A 22,267-nucleotide genomic window follows, 5' to 3' on the forward strand; every position below is an offset into this window, starting at 1 on the left:
CGCCGATCATTATTATCTCCAGTCTCGGGGCGGTGGCGGCGGTGCTGATGATCGTATTCCAGCATACCCTGCTGTCGCTGGTGGCGAACGTTCAGCTGTCGTCCAACGACGTGCTCCAGCTGGGGGACTGGATTGAAATGCCTGACAAGAACCTCAGCGGTGAGGTGACGGATATCGCGCTGCACACCATTACCATCCGTAACTGGGACAATACCATTTCCCGTATTCCCACCAAGAATTTCCTCACCGAGACCTATACCAACTGGCAGGCGATGTTCTCCTCCGGGGCGCGGCGGATCATGCGCAGTATCGCCATCGATCAGCACTCGGTGCGTTTTCTCAACCAGGAGATGCTCTCCTCGATGCTGACTATCCGCGGGGTAAGCGAGCCTCTGACCACGCTGCTTGACGGTCGGGATCCCGGCGGCGTGGCGGACCGCTGGTTTGTCGATAACGGCCTGACCAACCTGACCCTGTTTCGCCACTACCTGATGCACTATCTCGCCGAGCGACCGGATATTATTAAGGAGATGTATATTGTGGCGAGGACGCTGAAACCGTCGCCGTCGGGCATCCCGTTAGAGATTTACTGCTTTACCTCCTCGACGCTGTGGAAAGACTACGAGAATACCCAGTCGGCGATATTTGAGTACATTACCGCGGTGGCCGGGCAATTTTCCCTGCGCCTCTATCAGTATCCCGCCGGGCACGATTTCTGGCGTCTCTCCCAGGAGCACGCCGCCCGGGCGGGCCTGCCGCCGTCGGCGGAAGGCTAAGCGCTGAGCTGCTGGCGCCAGAGGGCGATCTCCTCCTCCAGCCAGGCGATGAACCGGGCGACTTCCGGGCGGTTCTCCGCCTGCGGGGAGACGGTCAGCCAGTAGTGCCAGGGGTAGGGGACGGTGACGGCGGTGAGCTGCACCAGCTCGCCGCGGGCTATCGCCCCCGCCACCAGCGAGCGCCGCTCCAGCGCCACGCCCGCTCCCAGGCGAACCGCCTCCAGCACCAGGTTGGAGTCGTTCAGGCGCAGGCCCGCAGGAATGATTGTCTTTTCCAGCCCCGCCTGGCTGCACCAGGCGTTCCAGGACTCCATGGAAAAAACGATATCGCTGGCGGCGATCGCCTGCGGGGTGGTCGGCAGGTCGCCGCCGCGATAGTGCGGCGCGGCCACCACCAGCTGTTCATCGGCAAACAGATGTCGGCTTTCCATCCCCTCCCAGTCGCCTTGCCCCATGCGAATGGCCAGATCGATACCCTCCTGCTGCAGGTTGACCACCGCCAGGCTGGTCAGCAGGCGCACCGCGATCTGCGGATGCCGCGCCTGAAAGCGCGCCAGCCGCGGCAGCAGCCAGTGGCAGCCAAAGGAGGGGAGCGTCGCCAGGGTCAGTTCCATCGTGCGGGGTTTGATCTGCACCATCCGCGTGGCGTCGGCGATGTGCTGTAACGCCTCGCGGATTTGCAGGGCATAAAGCCGCCCCTCTTCCGTGATGCGCACCCCGCGGCCGTGGCGGACAAACAGTGTGACGCCGACCAGGGCTTCCAGCTGTTTGATATGCTGGCTGACCGCCGAATGGGTCACGCTCATCTCATGGGCGGCCTGCGTCACGCTGCCGAGGCGCGCCACCGCCTCAAAGCTGCGCAGGCTGGCGACTGGGGGAAAATCTGCCATGGTCATCTCTCTTGTCAGGGCGTCAATACGTTAACGTTACTACCGGGTTAGCGGGTTTTAAAGCCGCCGCGATCAGACAGTGGACGGGCTTCAGGCGCTCTCAGTCGGTATAGCACAGGGGAGACAGGCGGACTATCCCGTGGCGCCAATTTGTTAGTTTTTCTAACCTTTTCGGTAAGCATCCCCTGATATTCGCGGGGCGGGTTTTCCAGTAAGGTAAGCCAGCAACCCCTTTATCGCAGGCAGGAGTGACGATGAAACTCATTGGTATGATGGATTCACCTTATGTAAGACGCGTGGCGGTTTCTCTGGCGCTCTATGGCGTGGAATTCGAGAGCCTGCCGCTGTCGGTCTTTAGCGGCATTGATGAATTCTCCCGTATTAATCCGGTGGTCAAGGCGCCGACGGTGGTTCTCGATGACGGGACACAGCTGATGGACTCCACGCTGATCCTCCACTATTTCGAAACGACCCATCCCGCCGGACGCCGGCTGCTTCCCGCGCATCCCGAGGCGCTGGCCCGCGACCTGCACCTGCTGGGGGTGATCCTCGCCGCCAGTGAAAAAGCGGTCCAGCATGTTTATGAGCACCGTCTGCGGCCGGAGGAGAAGCAGCATCAGCCGTGGATAGCCCGGGTGACCGGTCAACTGCTCGCCGCCTGTCGTGAATGGGACGCCCGGCTGGCAGACCGCGTTGCCGCCGCGCAGCCGGACCAGGTATTGGTCACCAGCACGGTGGTCTGGTCCTTTATCCAGTTGATGATCCCGACGGTGGTGCCGGCAACGGCGTTTCCGCATATCCGCGCGCTGGCGGAGAAGGGGGAGGCGCTGCCGGCGTTTCAACAGTATCCGCTGAGTTAACGGCGGGGATGGCGAGGGGCGCCGCAGCGTGGCGCCCTGAAGCAGGAGAGGATCACCAGCAGACAAACCCGCCGTCGACCACCAGGTCTACGCCGGTGCAGAACGAGGCGGCGTCGCTGGCGAGGAACAGCGCCGGGCCGGCCATCTCTTCCACCTTCGCCATCCGCTGCATCGGCGTCTGGCTTTCAAACTCGCGGGTCTGGTGCACCATCTCCGGGCGGGTATTCATCGGCGTGGCGGTATATCCCGGGCTGATGGAATTGACGCGGATCCCTTTGTCCACCCACTCCATCGCCAGGCTTTTCGACAGATGGATCACGCCGGCTTTGGAGCAGTTGTAATGCGCCTGGTCGAGGCCGCGGTTAACGATAATCCCCGACATCGAGGCGATGTTGATAATCGACCCGCCGCCGGACTCCAGCATCAGTTCCGCTTCCGCTTTGCAGGAATTCCACACCCCGGTGAGATTGATATCGATCACCCGCTGCCATTGCTCGCTCTCCATCGCCAGCGCCGGATTGGCGTTGGCGATCCCGGCGGCGTTGACGGCGATGTCGAGGCGGCCAAAGCGGCTTTTGGCCAGCGCGACGGCGGCGCGCAGGTCGGCCAGCTGGCGGACGTCGCCGGTGTAGGCGCAGGCCTGGCCGCCGATAGATTCAATATGACTGACCGTTTCCGCCAGCCCGCCGTCGTCGCGAAGATCAAAACAGACCACCCGCGCGCCGGCGCTGGCGAGACTGCAGGCGATAGTCTGGCCAATGCCGCTGCCGGCGCCGGTAACGAAGGCGACGCGATCCTGCAGGCTAAACAGCTGTTGTGCAAAGTCTTTACCGATCATAATGATTATTCTCTTCAATATAGTGTCGAACGTCGGGAGCCTGACGTCCCGGATAGCGGCGCGTCGCGCCTAATCCGGGCTACCGTGCTCAGGACATAATCAAACCGCCATCGATATTAATGGTCTGTCCGGTGAGATAGCGGGCGTCGTCGGAGGCGAGAAACGCCACCAGGCCGGCGACATCTTCCGGCTTGCCGGCGCGCTTCATTGGAATGCCCTCGACCCACTCCGCCATCAGCTCGCCTTTGCCGTAGCGCTTCTGCTCGGTGCTGAGAATTTCGCCCCACACGCGGTCGTTGTAATCCCACATTTCGCTTTCAATAATGCCCGGGCAGAAGGCGTTGACGGTGATATTCCACGGCGCCAGCTCGTGGGCCAGGCTTTGGGTAATGCCGATCACGCCCATCTTGCTGGCGGCATAGTGCGGGGTGTAGATGAAGCCCTGACGCCCCTGGCCGGATGAGGTGTTGATCAAGCTGCCGTGGTTCTGTTTCACCATATATTTGGCCGCCTCGCGGCAGCATAGCCAGACGCCGGTGGTATTGACCGCCAGCACTTTCTCGAAATCGGCTTTTGGCATCCGATCGTAGTAATCAATGGTGATGACCCCGGCGTTCTGAATCGAGACGTCAATGGTGCCGAAGCGGGCGGCGGCCTGCTCATACAGCCCCTGCACCTGGGCTTCGTCGGTGACATCGACCTGCAGCGATAAAATATCCGCCTGATAGCGCTGACGCAGGGTTTCGGCGGTCTCATGAACGCGCTCGGCGTTGGAGACCATCACCAGGTTTGCGCCGTCGCGGGCGAAGCGCTCGGCAATACCCGCGCCAATGCCGCGGCAGGCGCCGGTGATCACCACCGTTTTGTTCTGGAAATCTCGTTGCATATTTTTTCCCTTTCGCTGAGCCGGGCACCAGGCCCGGCGGAAGATGTGAATCGTTGCCGGTTAGCTGGAGGTGGCGCCGTTGGGGGGGAGGGCGGCCAGTTTCTCCTCATGGCGGCGCATCAGGATGACCTTGCTCTGCAGCTTCTGCTGGAACTGGTCGACGACCACGGCGGTAACGATCACCACGCCTTTGATCACCATCTGCCAGAAGTCGCTGACGCCCATCATCACCATGCCGTCGGCAAGGAAGACGATCACGAAGGCGCCGATAATCGAGCCGGTCACCCGACCACGGCCGCCGGCCAGCGCGGTGCCGCCGAGCACGGTGGCGCCGATGGCGTCCATCTCAAACATGTTGCCGGTCATCGGGTGCGCGGTTTGCAGCTGGGATGCGACGATCAGGCCGACAAAGGCCGCGCACAGGCCGGAGAAGGCATAGACGAATATTTTCGCTTTCACAATCGGCACGCCGGCAAGGCGGGCGGCGGACTCATTGCCGCCGATGGCGTAGATGTAGCGGCCAAGCGGCGTTTTGGTGGTCAGCCAGTAGCCCAGCACCAGGAAGCCGATCATCAGCCAGATGGGAAGATAGACGCCGAGCAGAGTGCCGGAGCCGAGGGTGGCGAAACCGGTGTTGCCCAGCGCTTCCATACCGTTGAGATTCGGGTAGGTGCTCCCGTCGTTAAACAGCAGCGCGGAGCCGCGGGCGACGTACATCATGCCTAAGGTGCAGATAAACGGCGCCACGCCGAAGCGGGTGATCACCGCGCCGTTCACCAGGCCGACCAGTACGCCGAAGATCGCCACGCAGAGGATCACTTCCGGGACGTTAAAGAAGAGGATGTCGCCGTTCCACAGCGGCAGGCCGTTGGTCAGCAGCGCGCCCGCCACCATGCCGCAGATCCCCGCCACCGCGCCGACGGACAAATCAATGCCGCCGGTGAGAATGACCAGCGTCATGCCGATGGCCAGCAGGCCGGTGATTGCCACGTGCTGGGTCATAATCAGCAGGTTAGAGGCGGTCAGGAAGTTGGGTACCATCACGCTGAAGAATGCGATCACCAGCAGCAGGGCGATAAAGGTGCGGGCCTTCAGCAGGTACATATAAATCATATATTTCTGGTTCATGATGGATTCCAGCCTGATTAATCTTGAGGTGTTGAAGCCGCGATTAACTGTTCGCGGGTCACCGCATGACGCGGTAGATCGGCGGTAATGCGGCCATCGGCCATCACCAGGATGCGGTCGGCCAGGGCCATCACCTCATCCAGCTCTGAAGATGAAAACATCACCGCCAGCCCCTGCTGGGCCATTTTGCCGATCAGGTGATAGACGTCGGTTTTCGCGCCGACGTCGATGCCGCGCGTCGGTTCGTCGAGGAACACCACCTGCGGCTGGGTCATCAGCGCTTTACCCAGCACCACTTTTTGTTGATTACCGCCGCTCAGCGAGGTGATGGGCAAATTGGCGTCGCTGACCTTGATCGCCAGCTGCTGGATCATCGTTTTCACGCAGGTCTCTTCTTTTTGCGGATTCAACCAGCGCCAGGCGCGGCGAAACCCCTGCAGGCTGAAATCAGAGAGCGTCATGTTGGCCTGAATCGACATCATCTGCACCACGCCTTCGCCCTGGCGGTCCTCCGGCACCAGCGCCAGCCCCTTTTTCAGACGCTGCTGAAAGCGTGATTTGCCGATGCTTTCGCCGTTGAGATGCACCTCGCCGCGCTGGCAGGGCATCAGCCCCACCAGACCTTTAAACAGCTCGGTGCGTCCGGCCCCCAGCAGGCCGTAAATGCCGATCACTTCGCCTTTGCTAAGAGTGAAGGTAACGTCATTGAGCTTGTAGCCGCCGCTGGGATGCAGCGCGGTCAGCCCCTTGACGTCAAGCACCGCGTTGCCTTTTGGCGCCGGTTGATAATCAAAGTGTTTTTTCTTATCGCCGACCATCTGCTCAATGATCCACGGCACGCTGGCGTCGCTGACGTGACGCTCGCTGATAAAGCGACCGTCGCGGAAAATGGTGATGTTGTCGCCGATCTCCATCAGCTCTTCGAGGCGATGAGAGATATAGATAATGGTCACCCCGCGGCGCTTAAGCTGCGCGATCACCTTGAACAGCACTTTCACCTCAGACTGGCTGAGCGCCGAGGTGGGTTCGTCCATGATCAGCACCCGGGTGTCTTTCGACAGCGCGCGGGCAATCTCGACTAACTGCTGGTGGCCGATACCGAGTTCGCCCAGCGGGGTGTAGGGATCGACATCCAGCTCCAGTCGCTCCAGCAGCGATTTGGCCAGCGCGTACTGGTATTTTTCGTTGATGCGTCCTTTCTGAAAGAATTCATTTGCCATGAAGATGTTGTCCATCACATTCATATTGGGAAATAAATTCAGCTCCTGGAAAATAATGCTGATGCCGAGTTTTTCTGCCTGATGAGTCGAATGTAATGAAACCGCTTCGCCATCGAGAATAATTTGCCCGGAGGAGGGCGTTTCCACACCGGCAAGCATTTTCATCATGGTGGATTTACCCGCACCATTTTCTCCGATCAGCACGTTGACCTTATTTCGATAGACCCGGTAATTGACATTATCCAGGGCGGTCACGCCGGGATAGACGCGAGACAGGCCGCGGGTTTCGATAATCACTTCGGACTCAGCGGGCTGGGGAGCGACGAGTTCTTGCGGCGCCATATTATTGCCCCCCCGCGTGAACGATTTTCGCCGGGGTAATTTCCGGGAGAGTTGGCGGAATATCCCAGGCCGAGAAGACGCCGTAGACCTCCACGCTGTCGCCGGTTTTGAGGTTGGCGGTCTGAATCATTTTGACCGCCTGGCTGTTGATATTCTTGCTGTACTCGCCGAACAGCACCTGGTCATTAAAGTCCTGATAGCTGGCGCCGCTGTAGCCGTCGCGCAGCTGGGTGCCGCGCAGGGTGGGGCCAATCTGCACCGTCACCTTGCCGACGCTGGGGTCGGACAGGGTCATCTTGCCGCTGCGCGAGGCGGTATCGAGTTTGCTGACGGTTCCTGAAACCTTGACGTAGAAGATGCAGGGGTTTTCGTCCTGCGCGCGGTAGCCGAGGGTTTTGCAGGCGCTATCAATGTCTTTTGCCGCCTTGAGCGCGCTCATCAATTCCGCCGCCGGGCGCGCTTTCGTCACCACCTGCGGTACGATGCTCTGCTGCCAGGTTTTATCCATATTTGCCATATGCGGGTTGGGCGGCGATTTCAGGTCTGCCAGCTCCTGCTGCGAGACGATGCGACAGCCCCCAAGCGCCAGCACGGCCAGCGTCAGACAGGTTTTCTTAAACATAATGCTCTCCTCTGCGCCCCCGCAGGGGCGCAACCACCCGAACTCAGGACTTAATGTTGAAATCCTGGACTTTATCGGCGTTATCCTGAGTAATCAGGATGCCGCGGAACATCACGCGCTGTTTAGCCGGCTTTTCGCCTTTTTGCAGGTAATTATCCAGATCGGTGACGCCCTGAGCGGCGATGGCCTGCGCCTGCAGCATCACGGTCGCCTGCAGGGTGCCGGCCTTCACGGCGTCGCGCTCATCGTTGCTGCCGTCGATGCCGACGACGATCACATCGCTGCGGTTGGCCGCCTTCAGCGCCGCAATCGCGCCGAGGGCCACCGGCCCGTTGCCGCAGATCACGCCTTTCACGTCCGGGTGAGCCTGCAGAATGCTGTCCATGATGCGCTTGCCGTCGATCAGGGTCCCTTTGGCATCCTGTTTGGCTACGCTGACCATATCCGGATACTGGTCAATGACCTGATGGAAAGATTTAGAACGGGTGACGCAGTTATTATCGGCGAGGTTGCAGGTCAGCTCGGCGTATTTGCCTTTCTCCGCCATCTTCTCGACGAAGACGTTGGCGACCTCGGAGCCGGCCTGGAAGTTATTGTGGGTAATTTGTTCCAGCGCCACATCATCAACCGGAATTTCACGGTTAATTAAGACCACCGGAATGCCGGCTTTTTTGGCCTTTTCAATGGCGGCGACGCTGGCGGTGGAGTCGGCGTTATCAAGAATAATGCCCTGCACCTTTTTACCAATGGCGGTGTCGATAAGTTCATTCTGCTTTTTGACATCTTCGCCATGGGACAGCACGGTGGTTTTATAGCCGAGAGCTTGCGCTTTTTCACTGGCGCCTTTGGCTTCCGAGGCGTAATACGGGTTATCCAGCGAGTTGACCATGATCATAATGGTGCCTTTCTCCGCGGCGTGCGCGGCAAAGGATAAGGCGGTCAGGGTAGCAGCGGTTAAAAGGGTTTTACGTAATTTCATGACTCTGTTCCTGTATTTTTATATTCGAACAAATGAGCCCCTGAGCGGGCAGGCTTTTACGGTCTGAAATTTCCCCTGAATACATTCAGGGATAGCGATATCGTTATGGGCCGGGTTTCTCCTGTAATAAGTGAATGCATGTCGTCGCGCAGTCTGGCGGTCAGGCTGGCGAGTCCGGTTTCCATAATGTTCGGTCGACCGCATGGCGCCACTCCTGCCAGCGCGTTTGCAAGCGCTGGTGGCGGGCCATATCGGGCTGAAAGGTGCTGTGTTCGGTTAAGAAGGCCTGCAGGTCGGCGGTCGACCCCGGATGGAGCGCTTTGCGCGCCAGCAACGCCGCGCCGATGGCGGACAGCTCCGGTACGTCGCTGCGCATCACCGGGCAGCCGAGCAGATCGGCCTGGTATTGCATCAGCCAGTCATTGTTGGTCGGCCCGCCGTCCACCATCAGCGCCGTCAGAGTGAACTCTTCATGTTGCCGCATCGCCACCACCACGTCGGCAATCTGATAGGTGATGGATTCCAGCGCCGCGCGGATCAGATGCGCGCGTTTCACCCCGCGACTCAGGCCGCAGATCACGCCGCGGGCGCTGTCGTCCCACCAGGGGGCGCCGAGGCCGGTCAGCGCCGGCACGAAGTACACCCCGAGGGTCGAATCAACGGAGGCGGGAAGGGTGTTCAGCTCATGGGCCAGCTCGGCGGCAGAGAGCTCGCTCAGGCCAGTGCTGTCCGCCATCCAGGCGACGGCATCGCCGGTGTGGGGAATATTACCTTCCAGACCCCACACCAGCTGGTCGCCATCGTGCCAGGCGACAGTGGTCGCCAGCGCCTCGATATCGCACTGCGCCGATTTGACTGGCGCCATCACCGATGAACCGGTGCCGTAGGTGGCTTTCACGCAGCCCGCTTCGCCGAGCGCGTGGCCGAACAGCGCCGCGTGGGAGTCGCCGATCATCGCCATAATGGGAATACCGTCCGGAATGGCGGCCAGCCCTTTGGTATGGCCGAAGAGGCCGCTCGACGGTTTAATTTCTGGTAACGTCGCGCGCGGAATGCCGAACAGCGCCAGCATCTCGTCGTCCCACTCGCCGCGGTGCAGATTCAACAACTGGGTGCGGGCGGCATTGGAGTAGTCGCAGCAGAAGGCGTCTCCGGCGGTCAGATTCCACAGCAGCCAGCTGTCGATGGTGCCGAGGCAAATCTCGCCGCGTTCGGCGCGCAGGTGGCCATCGGCAGTCGCATCCAGCAGCCAGCGCATTTTGGAGGCCGAGAACAGCGGGGCGATCGGCAGGCCAGTGGCCTGTTTAATCCGCTGTTCCTGACGATCGTGACGCAGCGTGTCGCAGAACGCGGCGCTGCGGGTGCATTGCCAGGTGATGGCCGCGTTAATCGGTTCGCCGCTGTCGCGATACCAGCCGATGGCGGTTTCCCGCTGGTTGCTGATGGCCAGCGCGGCGACGTTTTCCGCGCCGACGTGGGCTATCGCACTGGCGATCACCGCCAGCGAGGCGGCCACCAGCGCCTCGCCCGACTGCTCCACCCAGCCGTCGCGCGGCGTTTGGATCGCCAGCGGCTGCGAGAATTTGACGATAACCTTACCCCGGCTATCCAGCACCACCGCTTTGGCGTTGGTGGTGCCTTCATCCAGGGCAATGATGAACTCTTTTGCTGTCGCCTGCATCGTGCTCTCCTCGGTCACCCGGTGTCCTGGAACAGCGGAGACGGGATCTTTTCCACCGTCTCATGCGTCTACGCAGTCCATGATGTGACATTTCGTTATCATCTTTTTAATCACTGAATATATATTCGATAGTGATTATTTATTTGATACCTTAAGCCACAAACCCGGTGACGGGCTACCGGAAAAATCATCAATTGTGCTGGCAATCACATTTCGCCGATCGGCAAAAGCGGCGGCAGGCGGCTGGGTTGGTTGAATAAATTATTGAATTTAAATGTATTAACAGAGCCAGCCCTGAGGTTAAAAAAGCACGTCAGGGCGGCAGAGAGGAAAAACAGCGCGGCAGGTTAGTCGCTGACCAGCATGCGGGCGGTAGGATAATCGGTGATTAAAACGTCAATGTAGCCGCCGGTAAGGGCGCCTTTGATGGCCGCGACTTTGTCAGTGCCACCGGCCAGCGCGACGACGTTCGGGCATTTTTTGACCTTTTCCAGCGCCATGCCGATCACCGGATCTTCATCATCGCGTAACACCGGATGGCCGTTTTTGTCGTAGTAGTGCAGGCAGATATCGCCCACCGCGCCGCGCGCCGCCAGCACCTGCAGCATATCTTCGTGATAGTAGTTCCCGGAGGTTTTCAGCAGCTGGGAGGGTTCGAGAATGCCGATGCCGACGATGGCGATATCCACCTCGTCAAAGCGCGACACCACGTCCGCGACGTCCTTGCTGGCCAGCAGCCGGTTGCGCTCCTCCATGGATCCCTCAATGCTCTGCGACGGCAGCAGCCAGGCGTCGCAGTTCAGGCGCTGGGCGAGGGTCTGGGTAAGAATCGTCGCCTGCACGTTACCGTTGGGCCCGACGCCGCCGAGCAGCTGGATCACGCCGCTGGCCTTCAGGTTCTGCGCATGAACTTCATCGACCATCGCGCGAATGGTTGAGCTCCAGGAGGAGACGCCAATCAGATCTTTTGGCCGCAGACGGGTTTCCAGATAGTGGGCGGCGGCGGAGCCAATCGCCCGCTTAATGGTGTGATCGCTGGCCTCTTCTTCGGTATCCACCACCACCGCCTGCTTAAGACCGTAGCGATCCTCAAGCCCTTTTTCGAGCTTCAGAAAAATGTTTGACGGCTGTACGACGCTGATTTTGACGACGCCCTCTTTCTGGCAGCGGGTGATGGCGCGGGAGACAAATGACTGTGAGAGCGAGAGAAGTTGGGCGATATCAGACTGCTTTCGTCCTTCCAGGTAGTAAAGCGTGGCAATCTTAACCAATAGCCGTTGTTCATCCTGCTTAGCCATATTAATCCTCGAAAATCATTTATCGCCTGTGTTCAGGCGCTTAGCGGCAGCCATTTTATTTAGGGTATAGAGGCTTCTATCATACGCGAAAAAAAATCACACTTAAGTGTGACAGGCGTCTAACTTTTGCCAATCCTCAAAATCGACTATGGACAAAAACAAAACAGCCAGGTCATAATCGAATAAAGAATCATTATTGAATATATATTCAAGGCGATTTCAAGTCAATGTGTTTCTCCGGGCTAAGTCCGGAGCGGGAGGCAGAATGTTCCTGAGTAGGGCGCTGTGGCAGAAGGCTTACCACCCGGCATAGGGATATCTGGTTTTTTTAGTCCTTGCTGGAATAAATATTCCATGCTGAAAATAAATTCAGAGGTGTGAAATGAATCCCTACAGATTTGATATTCAGACGCTGGAGCGTAAAGCCCGCGCGGTGCGGCGCCACATTGTGCGCTTAAACGCCAATAGTCCGGCCGGCGGCCACACCGGGGCCGACCTTTCGCAGGTCGAACTGTTAACCGCGCTCTATTTCCGGGTCCTCAACGTGGCGGCGGATCGGCTCGACGACCCGCAGCGCGATATCTACATCCAGTCGAAAGGCCACGCAGTGGGCTGCTACTACTGCGTCCTGGCGGAAGCCGGCTTCTTCCCGGTGGAGTGGCTGGAGACTTACCAGCATGCCAATTCCCATCTCCCTGGCCACCCGGTGCGGCAGAAAACGCCGGGTATTGAGCTGAACACAGGTGCGCTGGGCCACGGTTTGCCTGTTGCGGTGGGGCTGGCGCTGGCCGCGAAGAAAAGCAACAGCACCCGCCGCATTTTTTTGATCACCGGCGATGGCGAACTGGCGGAAGGCAGTAACTGGGAAGCCGCCCTGGCGGCGGCGCACTACGGGCTGGATAACCTGGTCATTATTAATGATAAGAACAACCTCCAGCTGGCCGGGCCGACGCGCGAAATCATGAATACCGATCCGCTGGCCGACAAATGGCGCGCCTTCGGCATGGAGGTCAGCGAATGCCAGGGTAACGATATGGCCTCGGTGGTCGCGGCCATCGAGGGGCTGCAGCAGAAGGGTAAACCAAACGTCATTATTGCCAACACCACGAAAGGCGCGGGGATCTCCTTTATCCAGGGGCGCCCGGAGTGGCACCACCGGGTGCCGAAAGGTGAAGAGATCGCTCTGGCGCTGGAGGAACTGAAAGATGAGTAATGCAGAACACCTGGCTAACGTCATGGTCGAGGCCTTTATCGCCGCCGTGGAAAGCGGTGTCGATCTGGTGCCGGTGGTGGCCGACTCCACGTCGACGGCCAAAATCGCCCCCTTTATTAAGCAATTTCCCGGCCGGCTGGTGAACGTCGGCATCGCTGAGCAGAGTATGGTCGGCACCGCCGCCGGTCTGGCGCTGGGCGGCAAAGTGGCGGTGACCTGTAACGCCGCGCCGTTTCTTATTTCGCGGGCCAATGAGCAAATCAAAGTGGATGTCTGTTACAACAACACCAACGTGAAGCTGTTTGGCCTTAACGCCGGGGCCAGCTACGGTCCGCTGGCCAGCACCCACCATGCGATTGACGATCTGGCGGTGATGCGCGGCTTCGGCAATATCCAGATCTTCGCCCCCTCCACGCCGCGCGAATGTCGGCAGATTATCGACTATGCCCTTGCTTATCAGGGGCCGGTCTATATTCGCCTCGATGGCAAGGCGCTGCCGGAGCTGCTTGACGAGTCGTATTGCTTTGTACCCGGCGCCGTGCTGACTCTGCGCGAAGGCGAGGACGTCGCACTGGTGGCCACCGGTTCGACAGTGCATGAGGTAGTGGAGGCGGCGCAGCAGCTTGCCGACCTCGGCGTTCAGGCGAAAGTGGTCAGCGTGCCGTCGATCCGCCCCTGCGATACCGCCGCGCTGCTGGCGGCGCTGAAGCCGTGCAAAGCGGTGATCACCGTCGAAGAGCATAACGTCAACGGCGGGCTGGGCAGCCTGGTGGCCGAGGTGCTGGCGGAAGCGGGCGTGGGCATTGCCCTGCAGCGGTTGGGGATCCCGGACGGGGAGTACGCCGCCGCCGCCGATCGCGGCTGGATGCGCCAACAGCACGGGTTTGATGCCGCCGCCATCGTCGCCCGGGTGCAAAACAGGGGCTGATGGTCTGAACGCCCGTCGCGTGTAGCGCGGGCGTTTACTGCTGCAATGCGCAAAACGTGACGACCTGCTCCTCCGACGCTGTCCAGTACAGCGGATAGCGTTGCCCCGCAAACCGAAGCGCTAAGGTGCTTGCCGTTATTTCCACGATCTGAAAATCGGTGAACCCCAGCGCGCGCTGGCCTGCCGTCGGCGTCGCCTTAAACCCACTCTCTTTCGCCGAAAAGGCCAGCGTCAGCGCCAGCGGGAAGGGCAGGCCGCTGTGCAATAGCACCTTTTTTTCCGCCTCGTTGATAATGCTGCTCTCCAGCTCCGCCGCCAGCTGTGGAGTAAACCGGCGCTCGATGTCGACGCCCACCGGCCGGTCAGCGACCACCGCCAGCGTGCGCTGGCCGCAGTGGCTGATACTACCGAACCAGGGCGCGGGCCACAGCGGCTGGCGCCGATCGCCAATCGCGGGAGGCTGTTTTTCTCCCACCTCGCGCAGGGCGTACACCGCGGCGATGCGCCCGGCCAGGTGCTCCGCCTGCCGCTTGCGGCTCCAGCCGCTCAGGCTGGCGTGATAGGGCAACCACAACAGATCGGCAGCCTGAAAAGTCGCCGGGTCGAAGTCGATGTGCTGCAAGCGATAGCCGGCCAGCGGCAGGGTGGAGTGAAGAATGCGCATAAGGCAAGTATACCGCGGTTGTCCCCGCCCTTTATCCTGCAAGGGCGGGGGAGGGAGAACCCGCTATCAGAAGTGGGTGTTGACGCTCATATACCAGGTGCGGCCCGATTCGTTGTAGGTCTCGGCGCCGGCGCCGTACATCGTGCCGGTGGCGCCCCCGGTGGTCTGGGCGTTGCCCGCGCGCCAGTGGCGCTTGTCGAAGACGTTATCCACGCCGCCGGTCAGACTAACGTATTTGGTCACGTCCCAGGTCGCGCTCAGGCCGAGGATGCTGTAGGGGCTGACCTCGTTCTTCTCGCTGCCGGTGACCGGTTGACCCTTATAGTTGTACTTCTTCGGCTCCTGTTTGCCGTACCAGGTAAAGGTCGACTGCAGCGAAACGTCATCGCGTACTTGCCAGCTCAGCGTGGAGTTCAGCGTGTATTCCGGGATAATCGACAGCCGATCGCCGGTCTCTTTATTCTTACTCTGCAGCATGTAGGTGATGTTGTTGGTCCAGTTCACGGTCTCGCTCACCGGGACGTTCAGCGTACCTTCCAGGCCTTCCACCACCGCTTTTGGCACGTTTTCCCACTGGTAGAGATCGGTACCTTTACCGTTTTGATAGACCGGAGCATAGCCAGCTTCTATCTTGTTGCGGTAATCGTTGCGGAACCAGGTCACGCCCGCCAGCCAGCCGTCGCGTTTAAACTCGAGGCCAATCTCTTTGTTGATGCTGGTCTCGGCTTTTAAATCTTCATTCCCCTGCAGATAGCAGCCGTCTTTACTGGCGTAGCAGCCCTGGCCTTTGCTGTAGAGAATGTAGTTCGGGTTGGTCTGATACAGGCTCGGCGCTTTATAGGCGCGGGCGATACCCATCTTCAGCGTGAAGTCGTCCCACAGGCCCTGCGACAGATTGAGGGACGGGCTCCAGTTGTTGCCGACGATGCTGTGATGATCGAAACGCAGCGCCGGGGTCAGCATGGTGGTGTCGGTCAGCTCCATGTTGTTCTCAGCGAACAGGGAGAAGATCTCCGCCTTCGAGTAGGGGCTGCGGCCGGTGCTGTCGTAGCCCGGAATTTCTCCCCCCGACAGCGCCTGGGTGTTGGAGGCCTTATCCTTCATGCGCTGCTGGTTCCACTCGCTGCCCAGCGTCAGGTTCTGATTAACCAGATAGTCGAACGGGATGCTGACTTCGCTGTGCAGCATCACATCCGCCAGATCGATATCCGTGAACTGGTTGCTGTTGAAGATCCCCTCCGTCCCCCCGGCCAGGCCTTCGCCTTTGCGTGAGTTGCGGGTACGTTCGTACTGCGCCCAGTTGCTGGTGGTCACCCCGTTGTCCCAGGCGCCGTTCCAGGTGACCGAGTAGGTGTTGCGGTACAGACGGTTGGTCTCTTTGCCGTAGTTCTCTTTTACCAGGTCGTTGGAGTTGGTGTTCTGGGTGTCGCCTGCGTAGAGGTTGCCCTGGCGGCTGTAGCCTGCCTCAAACTCCAGCGACTGCATCGGCGCGAATTCCCAGCGCACCAGACCATCGATGTTTTTATTTTTTACCCCTTCGCGCCCGGCCGGCAGGGTGTCGGCATAGATCCCGGTACGTTCGGACTGATGGCCCTGGTTGATGTCCCAGGCGTCGGCCTGGGTTTTGTCGAGGTTACCGAACAGGCGGAAGCTGAAATCACCGCCCAGCGGGCCGCTGAGGCTGAAGTTGGTGCGCTTGGTGGAGCCTTCGTCTTTGTGCTCCGGGGCGTTCATATAGGTGTTCCAGGAGCCGTGCCACTCATCGCCGGTTTTTTTAGTGATGATATTCACCACGCCGCCGGCGGCGCCGTTGCCGTAGCGGGCGGCGGCCGGGCCGCGAATCACTTCGATGCGTTCGATCATCTCCGGCGGCACCCAGCTGGTGTCGCCGCGGGTGTCGCGCTCGCCGCGCCAGCCGAGACGCACGGAGTTGCGGCTGGTGACCGGCTTGCCGTCGATCAGGATCAGGGTGTTTTCCGGGCCCATGCCGCGGATATCAATCTGGCGGTTATTCCCGCGCTGGCCGCTGGTGGAGTTGCCGGTCAGGTTGACCCCCGGCATGGTGCGAATGATCTCCGAGACGTCGCGCGCCGGCGGACGTTTGCGGATCTCATCGGCGGTGATGGTGGAGACGCCCGGCGCCTGCAGGTTCTGCTCGGCGGCGGTGACCACCATGGTCTCTTCCGCGGCGCTGTTTTTATCGTCGGTGGCGGTTTCCGCTGCGCTTAACGGAAAAGCAACCCCGTAAATTCCCAGATTGACCAGCAAGGCCAGGGATTTGATCCTGTTATTCATTGTTATTCCTGCTTTTTTGTCGCCACGTTCCCCAAACGCCCCTTCCCACCGGGAGGGGAGGCGGCATAAATGTTGCCGGAAGAGGGCAAAGGCACTCCGTCGCTAGCTGAATAAGCTCTCTTCGACATGTGTTGTGAAAGACGCGCTTCCCACGGCGCGCTAATACGCTATTGCAAATGCAAATAGTTATCAATAATATTATCAATAAAGAATGACAATTAATTAAAAAAGTCACGCGATACATAGGGTTAATGACTGAATGTTAACGACAGGAAGCGAGGAGTGGTGGCGAACTCTGCAGGGACCGCAGTCCCGGGCGGTGGATGACGCCATCGAGGTGACGTTCTGGTGGCGGGATCCGGCGGGGGATGAAACGCGTTCTCCGCGCCGTCGGGTATGGCTCTATATCACCGGCGTGACCGACCACCATCAGAATGCGCGGCCGCAATCCCTGACGCGTCTGCCCGGGACCGACGCCTGGTGCTGGCGAACCACGCTGTCGCCGACCTGGCGCGGCAGCTACTGCTTTATTCCCTCCGACCGTGACGATGATTTTTCCCCTGAGGTGTTCAGCGCCGATAAGCCGGACCGCGCGCTGCTGCGCGAAGGCTGGCGCAAACTGCTGCCGCGGGCGATAGCCGATCCGCTGAACCCGCACAGCTGGCGGGGCGGACGCGGCCATGGCGTCTCCGCCCTGGAGATGCCGCAGGCGCCGGCGCAACCCGGCTGGGATCTGCTTAATGAGGCGCATCCTCCCGCCCGTTGCCTTGAGTGGCGCAGCGCGCGTCTGGGCAACCATCGCCGGGTCTGGATCTACACCCCCGGCGAGGCCGTCGACCCGCAAACGCGGCCCCTGGCGATCCTGCTTGACGGCCAGTTCTGGGCCGAAAGCATGCCGGTGTGGTCGCCGCTGGCCGCGCTGACCCGCGAGGGGAGGCTGCCGCCGGCGGTCTACCTGCTGATCGACGCGATCGACAACCAGCACCGCGGGGTTGAGCTGCCCTGTCATCGCGATTTCTGGCTGGCGGTGCAGGAGGAACTCCTGCCGCTGGTCCGCGGTCACGTCCCGTTCAGCGACCGCCCGGAGCGGACGGTGGTGGCCGGGCAAAGCTTCGGCGGCCTGGCGGCAATGTTCGCCGCCCTCAACTGGCCGCAGCGCTTTGGCTGCGTGCTCAGCCAGTCAGGCTCCTACTGGTGGCCGCATCGCGATGGCAGCGGGACGGGCTTTATCGGCGAACGTCTCCGCCAGGGCGAGGCGTCCGCGGCCGGGCTGCGCATCTGGCTGGAAGCGGGCCAGCGTGAACCGATTATTTTTCGCGCCAACCAGGCGCTGCTGGCGCAACTTACCACAACGCAGCAGACGATTTTCTGGCGTCAGGTTGACGGCGGGCATGATGCGCTTTGCTGGCGCGGCGGGCTGACGGCGGGGCTGATCCAGCTCTGGCAGCCTCTGCTGTCGCCCCCTTAGCACAGCGCTTTACGACAGGAGTTTGATATGCAATTCAGTAACCCCTTCGACAATCCGCAAGGGCAGTTTTACATTCTGCGCAATGACCAGCGGCAGTTCAGCCTGTGGCCGGGGCATTGCGCGCTGCCTGCCGGCTGGACGGTGGTGTGCCCTCCGCAGTCGGTCGAGGCGTGCAACGCCTGGCTGGCGGCCAACTGGCCGACACTGACCCCCGCCCATCATGCGGCATAAGGAGCTGACCATGACCACTCGTTTACCGCTGGTTGCCGCGCAGCCGGGGATCTGGATGGCCGAGCGCCTCTCCACTCTGCCTGGCGCCTGGAGCGTGGCCCACTATGTTGAACTGCGCGGCGCGCTCGACCCGGCGCTGCTGGGTAAGGCGATTGTCGCCGGGCTGCAGCAGGCGGATACCCTCAGCCTGCGCTTTGAGGAAGAGGAAGGGGAAGTCTGGCAGTGGCTGGCGGCGGAACGCACCTTTGGCGAACCGCCGATCGTTGACCTGCGTACGGCGCCGGATCCGCACCGCGCCGCCACGGAGCGGATGCAGGCGGATCTGGCGCAGGATCTGCGCGTCGACGGCGGCAACCCGCTGGTGTGCCATCAGCTGCTGCGCGTCGGCGACGACCGCTGGTACTGGTATCAGCGCTATCACCACTTGCTGGTGGATGGCTTCAGTTTCCCGGTGATTACCCGGCAGATCGCCGCCATTTACCGCGCCTGGCAGCGTGGAGAAGCCACCCCGGAATCGCCTTTCACCCCCTTTGCCGAGGTGGTGGACGAGTACCAGCGCTACGCCGGCAGCGAGGCCTGGCAGCGGGATAAAGCCTTCTGGCAGGCCCAGCGCCAGGCGTTACCGGCTCCCGCCTCGCTCTCTGCCGCCCCGCTGGGCGGGCGCGCCGCCGGGAGCGATATCTGGCGGATGAAGCTGGCGATGAACGCCGACGCCTTCCGCCGCCTGGCCGGCCATGCGCCGCAGTGTCAGCCCGCTGACCTGGCGCTGGCGCTCACCACGCTGTGGCTGGGCCGCCTGTGCAACCGGATGGACTACGCGGCGGGCTTTATCTTTATGCGCCGGATGGGCTCAGCGGCGCTGACCTCGACGGGGCCGGTGCTCAACGTCCTGCCTCTGGCGGTGCATATTGACGCCCAGGAGACGCTGGCGGACCTGGCGATGCGCCTCGCCGCGCAGCTGAAAAAGATGCGCCGCCATCAGCGCTATGACGCCGAGCAGATCGTCCGCGACAGCGGCAAAGCGGCCGGGGACGAACCGCTGTTCGGCCCGGTGCTAAACGTCAAAGTTTTTGATTACCGGGTGGATATCGACGGCGTCGAGGCGGTGACTCACACCCTCGCCACCGGCCCGGTCAACGACCTCGAGCTGGCGCTGTTCCCGGATGAGACCGGCGGGCTGTCGCTGGAGATCCTCGCTAACAAGGCCCGGTACGATGAAGCCGAGCTGCGTCGCCACATGGCGCGACTGACCGCGCTGCTGGCGCAGTTTGCCGCCGATCCGACGCTACGCTGCGGCGAAGCGGAGATGCTCTCCGCCGACGAGCAGGCCCGGCTGGCGGCGGTCAACGATACCGCTATGCCGCTGCCCGCCACCACCCTCAGCGCGCTGGTGGCCGACCAGGCGCGGAAGACCCCGGATGCTCCGGCGCTGGCGGATGCTAACTGGCAGTTCAGCTATCGTGAGATGCGTCAGCAGGTGGTGGCGCTCGCGCAGCTGCTGCGTCAGCGCGGCGTGAAGCCGGGCGACAGCGTGGCGGTGGCCCTGCCGCGCTCGGTGTTCCTGACCCTGGCGCTGCACGGCATTGTCGAAGCGGGAGCCGCCTGGCTGCCGCTGGACACTGGCTACCCGGACGACCGCCTGCGGATGATGCTGGAAGACGCCCGGCCGTCGCTGCTGATCGCCACGGAGGATCAGCTGGCCCGCTTCAGCGATATCCCCGGGCTGGAGAGCCTCTGCTACCAGCAGCCGCTGGCCGTTGCGGATGACGCGCCGCTGGCGCTGTCAAAACCGGAGCATACCGCCTATATCATCTTTACCTCTGGCTCCACCGGGCGGCCAAAAGGGGTGATGGTCGGCCAGACCGCCATCGTCAACCGCCTGCTGTGGATGCAGGATCGTTATCCGTTATCTGCCGACGACGTGGTGGCGCAGAAAACGCCGTGCAGTTTTGACGTGTCGGTGTGGGAGTTCTGGTGGCCGTTTATCGCCGGCGCGCAGCTGGTGATGGCCGAGCCGGAGGCGCACCGCGACCCGCAGGCGATGCAGCAGTTCTTCGCCCACTACGGCGTGACCACCACCCACTTTGTGCCGTCGATGCTGGCGGCGTTTGTCGCCTCGCTGGATGCCGACAGCGTGGCCGCCTGCCGCACGCTGCGGCGGGTATTCTGCAGCGGCGAAGCGCTGCCGACGGAATTGTGCCGCGAATGGGAGCGCTTGACCGGCGCGCCGCTGCATAACCTGTACGGCCCGACGGAAGCGGCGGTGGACGTCAGCTGGTATCCGGCCTGCGGGCCTGAGCTGGCGGCGGTGACCGGCAGCAGCGTACCGATTGGCTGGCCGGTATGGAACACCGGGCTGCGCATTCTTGATGCCGCGATGCGCCCGGTGCCGCCGGGGGTGGCCGGGGATCTCTATCTCACCGGCATTCAGCTGGCGCAGGGCTATCTGGGGCGCCCGGACCTCACCGCCAGCCGCTTTATCGCCGACCCGTTTGCCCCCGGCGAGCGGATGTATCGCACCGGCGACGTGGCGCGCTGGCTGGCGAACGGCGCGGTGGAGTATCTTGGCCGCAGCGACGATCAGCTGAAGATCCGCGGGCAGCGCATCGAGCTTGGCGAGATTGACCGGGTGATGTCGGCCCTGCCGGACGTGGCGCAGGCGGTGAGTCACGCCTGCGTCTTCAACCAGGCGGCGGCGACCGGCGGCGATGCCCGGCAGCTGGTGGGCTATCTGGTCTCTGACTCCGGCCTGCCGCTGGATACCGCGGCGCTGAAAGCGCGGCTGGCGGAACAGCTGCCGCCGCATATGGTCCCGGTGGTGCTGATGCAGCTCCCCGACCTGCCGCTCAGCGCCAATGGCAAACTGGACCGCAAAGCGCTGCCGCTGCCGACCCTCGGCGGCGAGCGCAGCGGCCGGCCGCCGGAGCCCGGGATGGAAACCGTTGTCGCCGCCGCCTTCAGTCAGTTGCTGGGCTGCGAGGTGAATGATATCGACGCTGATTTCTTCGCCCTCGGCGGCCATTCGCTGCTGGCGATGCGCCTGGCGGCGCAGCTCAGCCGCCAGCTGGCGCGGCAGGTGACCCCGGGGCAGGTGATGGTGGCCTCGACGGTGGGCAAACTGAGCGCGCTGCTGGCCGCCGATCTCAGCGATGAGCAGGCTCAGCGCCTGGGGCTGGGTGCGCTTCTGCCGCTGCGCGAGAGCGACGGCCCAACGCTGTTCTGTTTCCATCCGGCCTCCGGCTTCGCCTGGCAGTTCAGCGTGCTCGCGCGCTATCTCAGCCCGCGCTGGTCGATTACCGGTATTCAGTCGCCGCGCCCGCAGGGGCCGATGGCCGGCGCCGCCAGCCTCGACGAGGTGTGCGAGCATCATCTGCAAACGCTGTTGGCGCAGCAGCCGCACGGTCCTTATTATCTGTTCGGTTATTCGCTCGGCGGCACCTTAGCCCAGGGCATTGCCGCCCGCTTGCGCCAGCGCGGCGAAGCGGTGGCCTTCCTCGGCCTACTGGATACCTGGCCGCCGGAGACGCAAAACTGGGCGGAGAAAGAGGCGAACGGGCTGGATCCGGCGGTGCTGGCGGAAATTGCCCGCGAGCGCGAAGCGTTCCTCGCCGCCCAGCAGGGGCAAGCCTCCGGCGAGCTGTTCAGCGCCATCGAAGGCAACTATGCCGACGCGGTGCGGCTGTTAACCACCGCGCACAGCGCGAAGTTTGACGGCAAGGCGACGCTGTTCGTGGCGGAGAAGACGCGGCAGGCGGGGATGGATCCGCAGGTCGTATGGGGCCCGTGGGTGGGCGAGCTGGAGGTGTTCAGCCAGAACTGCGCCCACGTCGACATTATCTCCCCGCAGGCCTTTGAAGCCATCGGCCCGGTGGTCAGGGAGATTCTGGGATAACGGTTGAGTTCGGGCTACAGCAGGTAGCCCGGCTCAGCGTCGCGCAAGCCGGGGAA

18 protein-coding genes are annotated in these 22,267 nt (G+C 61.8%); 7 read left to right on the forward strand and 11 right to left on the reverse strand.

The features are described 5' to 3' along the window. The first annotated feature begins 47 nt into the window (after positions 1-47). Entirely contained in the window at positions 48-776 is a 729-nt protein-coding gene (locus ABLV52_RS22895) for a mechanosensitive ion channel domain-containing protein (RefSeq protein WP_322938080.1), read from the forward strand. Here the strand turns inward: ABLV52_RS22895 and ABLV52_RS22900 are convergent. After that, positions 773-1,666: a LysR substrate-binding domain-containing protein gene (locus tag ABLV52_RS22900; protein WP_023288763.1), complete on the reverse strand. Its 894-nt coding sequence runs from the start codon at positions 1,664-1,666 to the stop codon at positions 773-775. The genes ABLV52_RS22895 and ABLV52_RS22900 overlap by 4 nt on opposite strands. A 254-nt stretch (positions 1,667-1,920) precedes the next feature. Between ABLV52_RS22900 and ABLV52_RS22905 the strand changes: the two genes are divergently transcribed. Next, the gene (locus ABLV52_RS22905) at positions 1,921-2,526 is read left to right on the forward strand and encodes a glutathione S-transferase family protein (RefSeq protein ID WP_348890962.1); all 606 of its coding nucleotides are present in this window, start codon (positions 1,921-1,923) and stop codon (positions 2,524-2,526) included. A gap of 52 nt (positions 2,527-2,578) precedes the next feature. Here the strand turns inward: ABLV52_RS22905 and ABLV52_RS22910 are convergent, their stop codons facing one another. From ABLV52_RS22910 to ABLV52_RS22945, 8 genes are all read right to left on the reverse strand, one after another. Beyond that, positions 2,579-3,364 carry an SDR family oxidoreductase gene (locus ABLV52_RS22910; RefSeq protein WP_023288765.1) on the reverse strand — a complete coding sequence of 262 codons (786 nt, stop codon included), beginning with the start codon at positions 3,362-3,364 and terminating at the stop codon, positions 2,579-2,581. 88 nt (positions 3,365-3,452) lie between these two features. Next, entirely contained in the window at positions 3,453-4,250 is a 798-nt protein-coding gene (locus ABLV52_RS22915) for an SDR family oxidoreductase (protein WP_002893589.1), read from the reverse strand. Positions 4,251-4,310: 60 nt separating this feature from the next. Then, a complete protein-coding gene (locus tag ABLV52_RS22920) occupies positions 4,311-5,378 on the reverse strand; it encodes an ABC transporter permease (RefSeq protein ID WP_023288766.1) in 1,068 nt (355 codons plus the stop codon). A 17-nt stretch (positions 5,379-5,395) separates the two neighbouring features. Beyond that, positions 5,396-6,940 carry a sugar ABC transporter ATP-binding protein gene (locus tag ABLV52_RS22925; RefSeq protein ID WP_023288767.1) on the reverse strand — a complete coding sequence of 515 codons (1,545 nt, stop codon included), beginning with the start codon at positions 6,938-6,940 and terminating at the stop codon, positions 5,396-5,398. A gap of 1 nt (position 6,941) precedes the next feature. Then, a complete protein-coding gene (locus ABLV52_RS22930; RefSeq protein ID WP_032455053.1) occupies positions 6,942-7,562 on the reverse strand; it encodes a DUF2291 domain-containing protein in 621 nt (206 codons plus the stop codon). Between the two features lie 43 nt (positions 7,563-7,605). Beyond that, positions 7,606-8,541 carry a D-ribose ABC transporter substrate-binding protein gene (locus ABLV52_RS22935; RefSeq protein WP_023288769.1) on the reverse strand — a complete coding sequence of 312 codons (936 nt, stop codon included), beginning with the start codon at positions 8,539-8,541 and terminating at the stop codon, positions 7,606-7,608. Positions 8,542-8,701: 160 nt separating this feature from the next. Further along, entirely contained in the window at positions 8,702-10,222 is a 1,521-nt protein-coding gene (locus tag ABLV52_RS22940) for an FGGY-family carbohydrate kinase (protein WP_348890963.1), read from the reverse strand. Between the two features lie 347 nt (positions 10,223-10,569). Then, on the reverse strand, positions 10,570-11,520 hold the full coding sequence (locus tag ABLV52_RS22945; RefSeq protein WP_002893602.1) for a sugar-binding transcriptional regulator: 951 nt from the start codon (positions 11,518-11,520) through the stop codon (positions 10,570-10,572). Between the two features lie 382 nt (positions 11,521-11,902). Between ABLV52_RS22945 and ABLV52_RS22950 the strand changes: the two genes are divergently transcribed. Together ABLV52_RS22950 and ABLV52_RS22955 are read left to right on the forward strand one after the other, a co-directional pair. Then, the gene (locus ABLV52_RS22950; protein ID WP_032455056.1) at positions 11,903-12,733 is read left to right on the forward strand and encodes a transketolase; all 831 of its coding nucleotides are present in this window, start codon (positions 11,903-11,905) and stop codon (positions 12,731-12,733) included. Next, complete coding sequence (locus ABLV52_RS22955) at positions 12,726-13,661, forward strand: transketolase C-terminal domain-containing protein (protein ID WP_348890964.1); 936 nt, start codon at positions 12,726-12,728, stop codon at positions 13,659-13,661. The genes ABLV52_RS22950 and ABLV52_RS22955 overlap by 8 nt, the downstream gene beginning before the upstream one ends. A gap of 34 nt (positions 13,662-13,695) precedes the next feature. Here ABLV52_RS22955 and entD read toward each other — a convergent pair whose 3' ends face one another. After that, positions 13,696-14,325, reverse strand: a complete 630-nt coding sequence (entD, locus tag ABLV52_RS22960; protein ID WP_348890965.1) for an enterobactin synthase subunit EntD — start codon at positions 14,323-14,325, stop codon at positions 13,696-13,698. A gap of 66 nt (positions 14,326-14,391) precedes the next feature. Next, positions 14,392-16,620 (reverse strand): siderophore enterobactin receptor FepA, encoded by a 2,229-nt coding sequence (gene fepA / locus ABLV52_RS22965; protein WP_048296999.1) that lies wholly within the window; start codon positions 16,618-16,620, stop codon positions 14,392-14,394. A 259-nt stretch (positions 16,621-16,879) separates the two neighbouring features. On the opposite strand from fepA, the gene fes reads away from it, so the two are divergent. From fes to entF, 3 genes are read left to right on the forward strand one after another with little or no spacing between them, the layout of a single operon-like run. Continuing rightward, the gene (gene fes, locus ABLV52_RS22970; RefSeq protein ID WP_348890966.1) at positions 16,880-18,088 is read left to right on the forward strand and encodes an enterochelin esterase; all 1,209 of its coding nucleotides are present in this window, start codon (positions 16,880-16,882) and stop codon (positions 18,086-18,088) included. Positions 18,089-18,115: 27 nt separating this feature from the next. Further along, on the forward strand, positions 18,116-18,319 hold the full coding sequence (locus tag ABLV52_RS22975; protein ID WP_032455062.1) for an MbtH family NRPS accessory protein: 204 nt from the start codon (positions 18,116-18,118) through the stop codon (positions 18,317-18,319). 10 nt (positions 18,320-18,329) lie between these two features. Then, positions 18,330-22,211 carry an enterobactin non-ribosomal peptide synthetase EntF gene (entF, locus tag ABLV52_RS22980; RefSeq protein ID WP_348890967.1) on the forward strand — a complete coding sequence of 1,294 codons (3,882 nt, stop codon included), beginning with the start codon at positions 18,330-18,332 and terminating at the stop codon, positions 22,209-22,211. The last annotated feature ends 56 nt before the right edge of the window (positions 22,212-22,267 follow it).

This window comes from Klebsiella sp. GB_Kp056 (assembly GCF_040064755.1).
Lineage (GTDB): Bacteria > Pseudomonadota > Gammaproteobacteria > Enterobacterales > Enterobacteriaceae > Klebsiella > Klebsiella quasipneumoniae.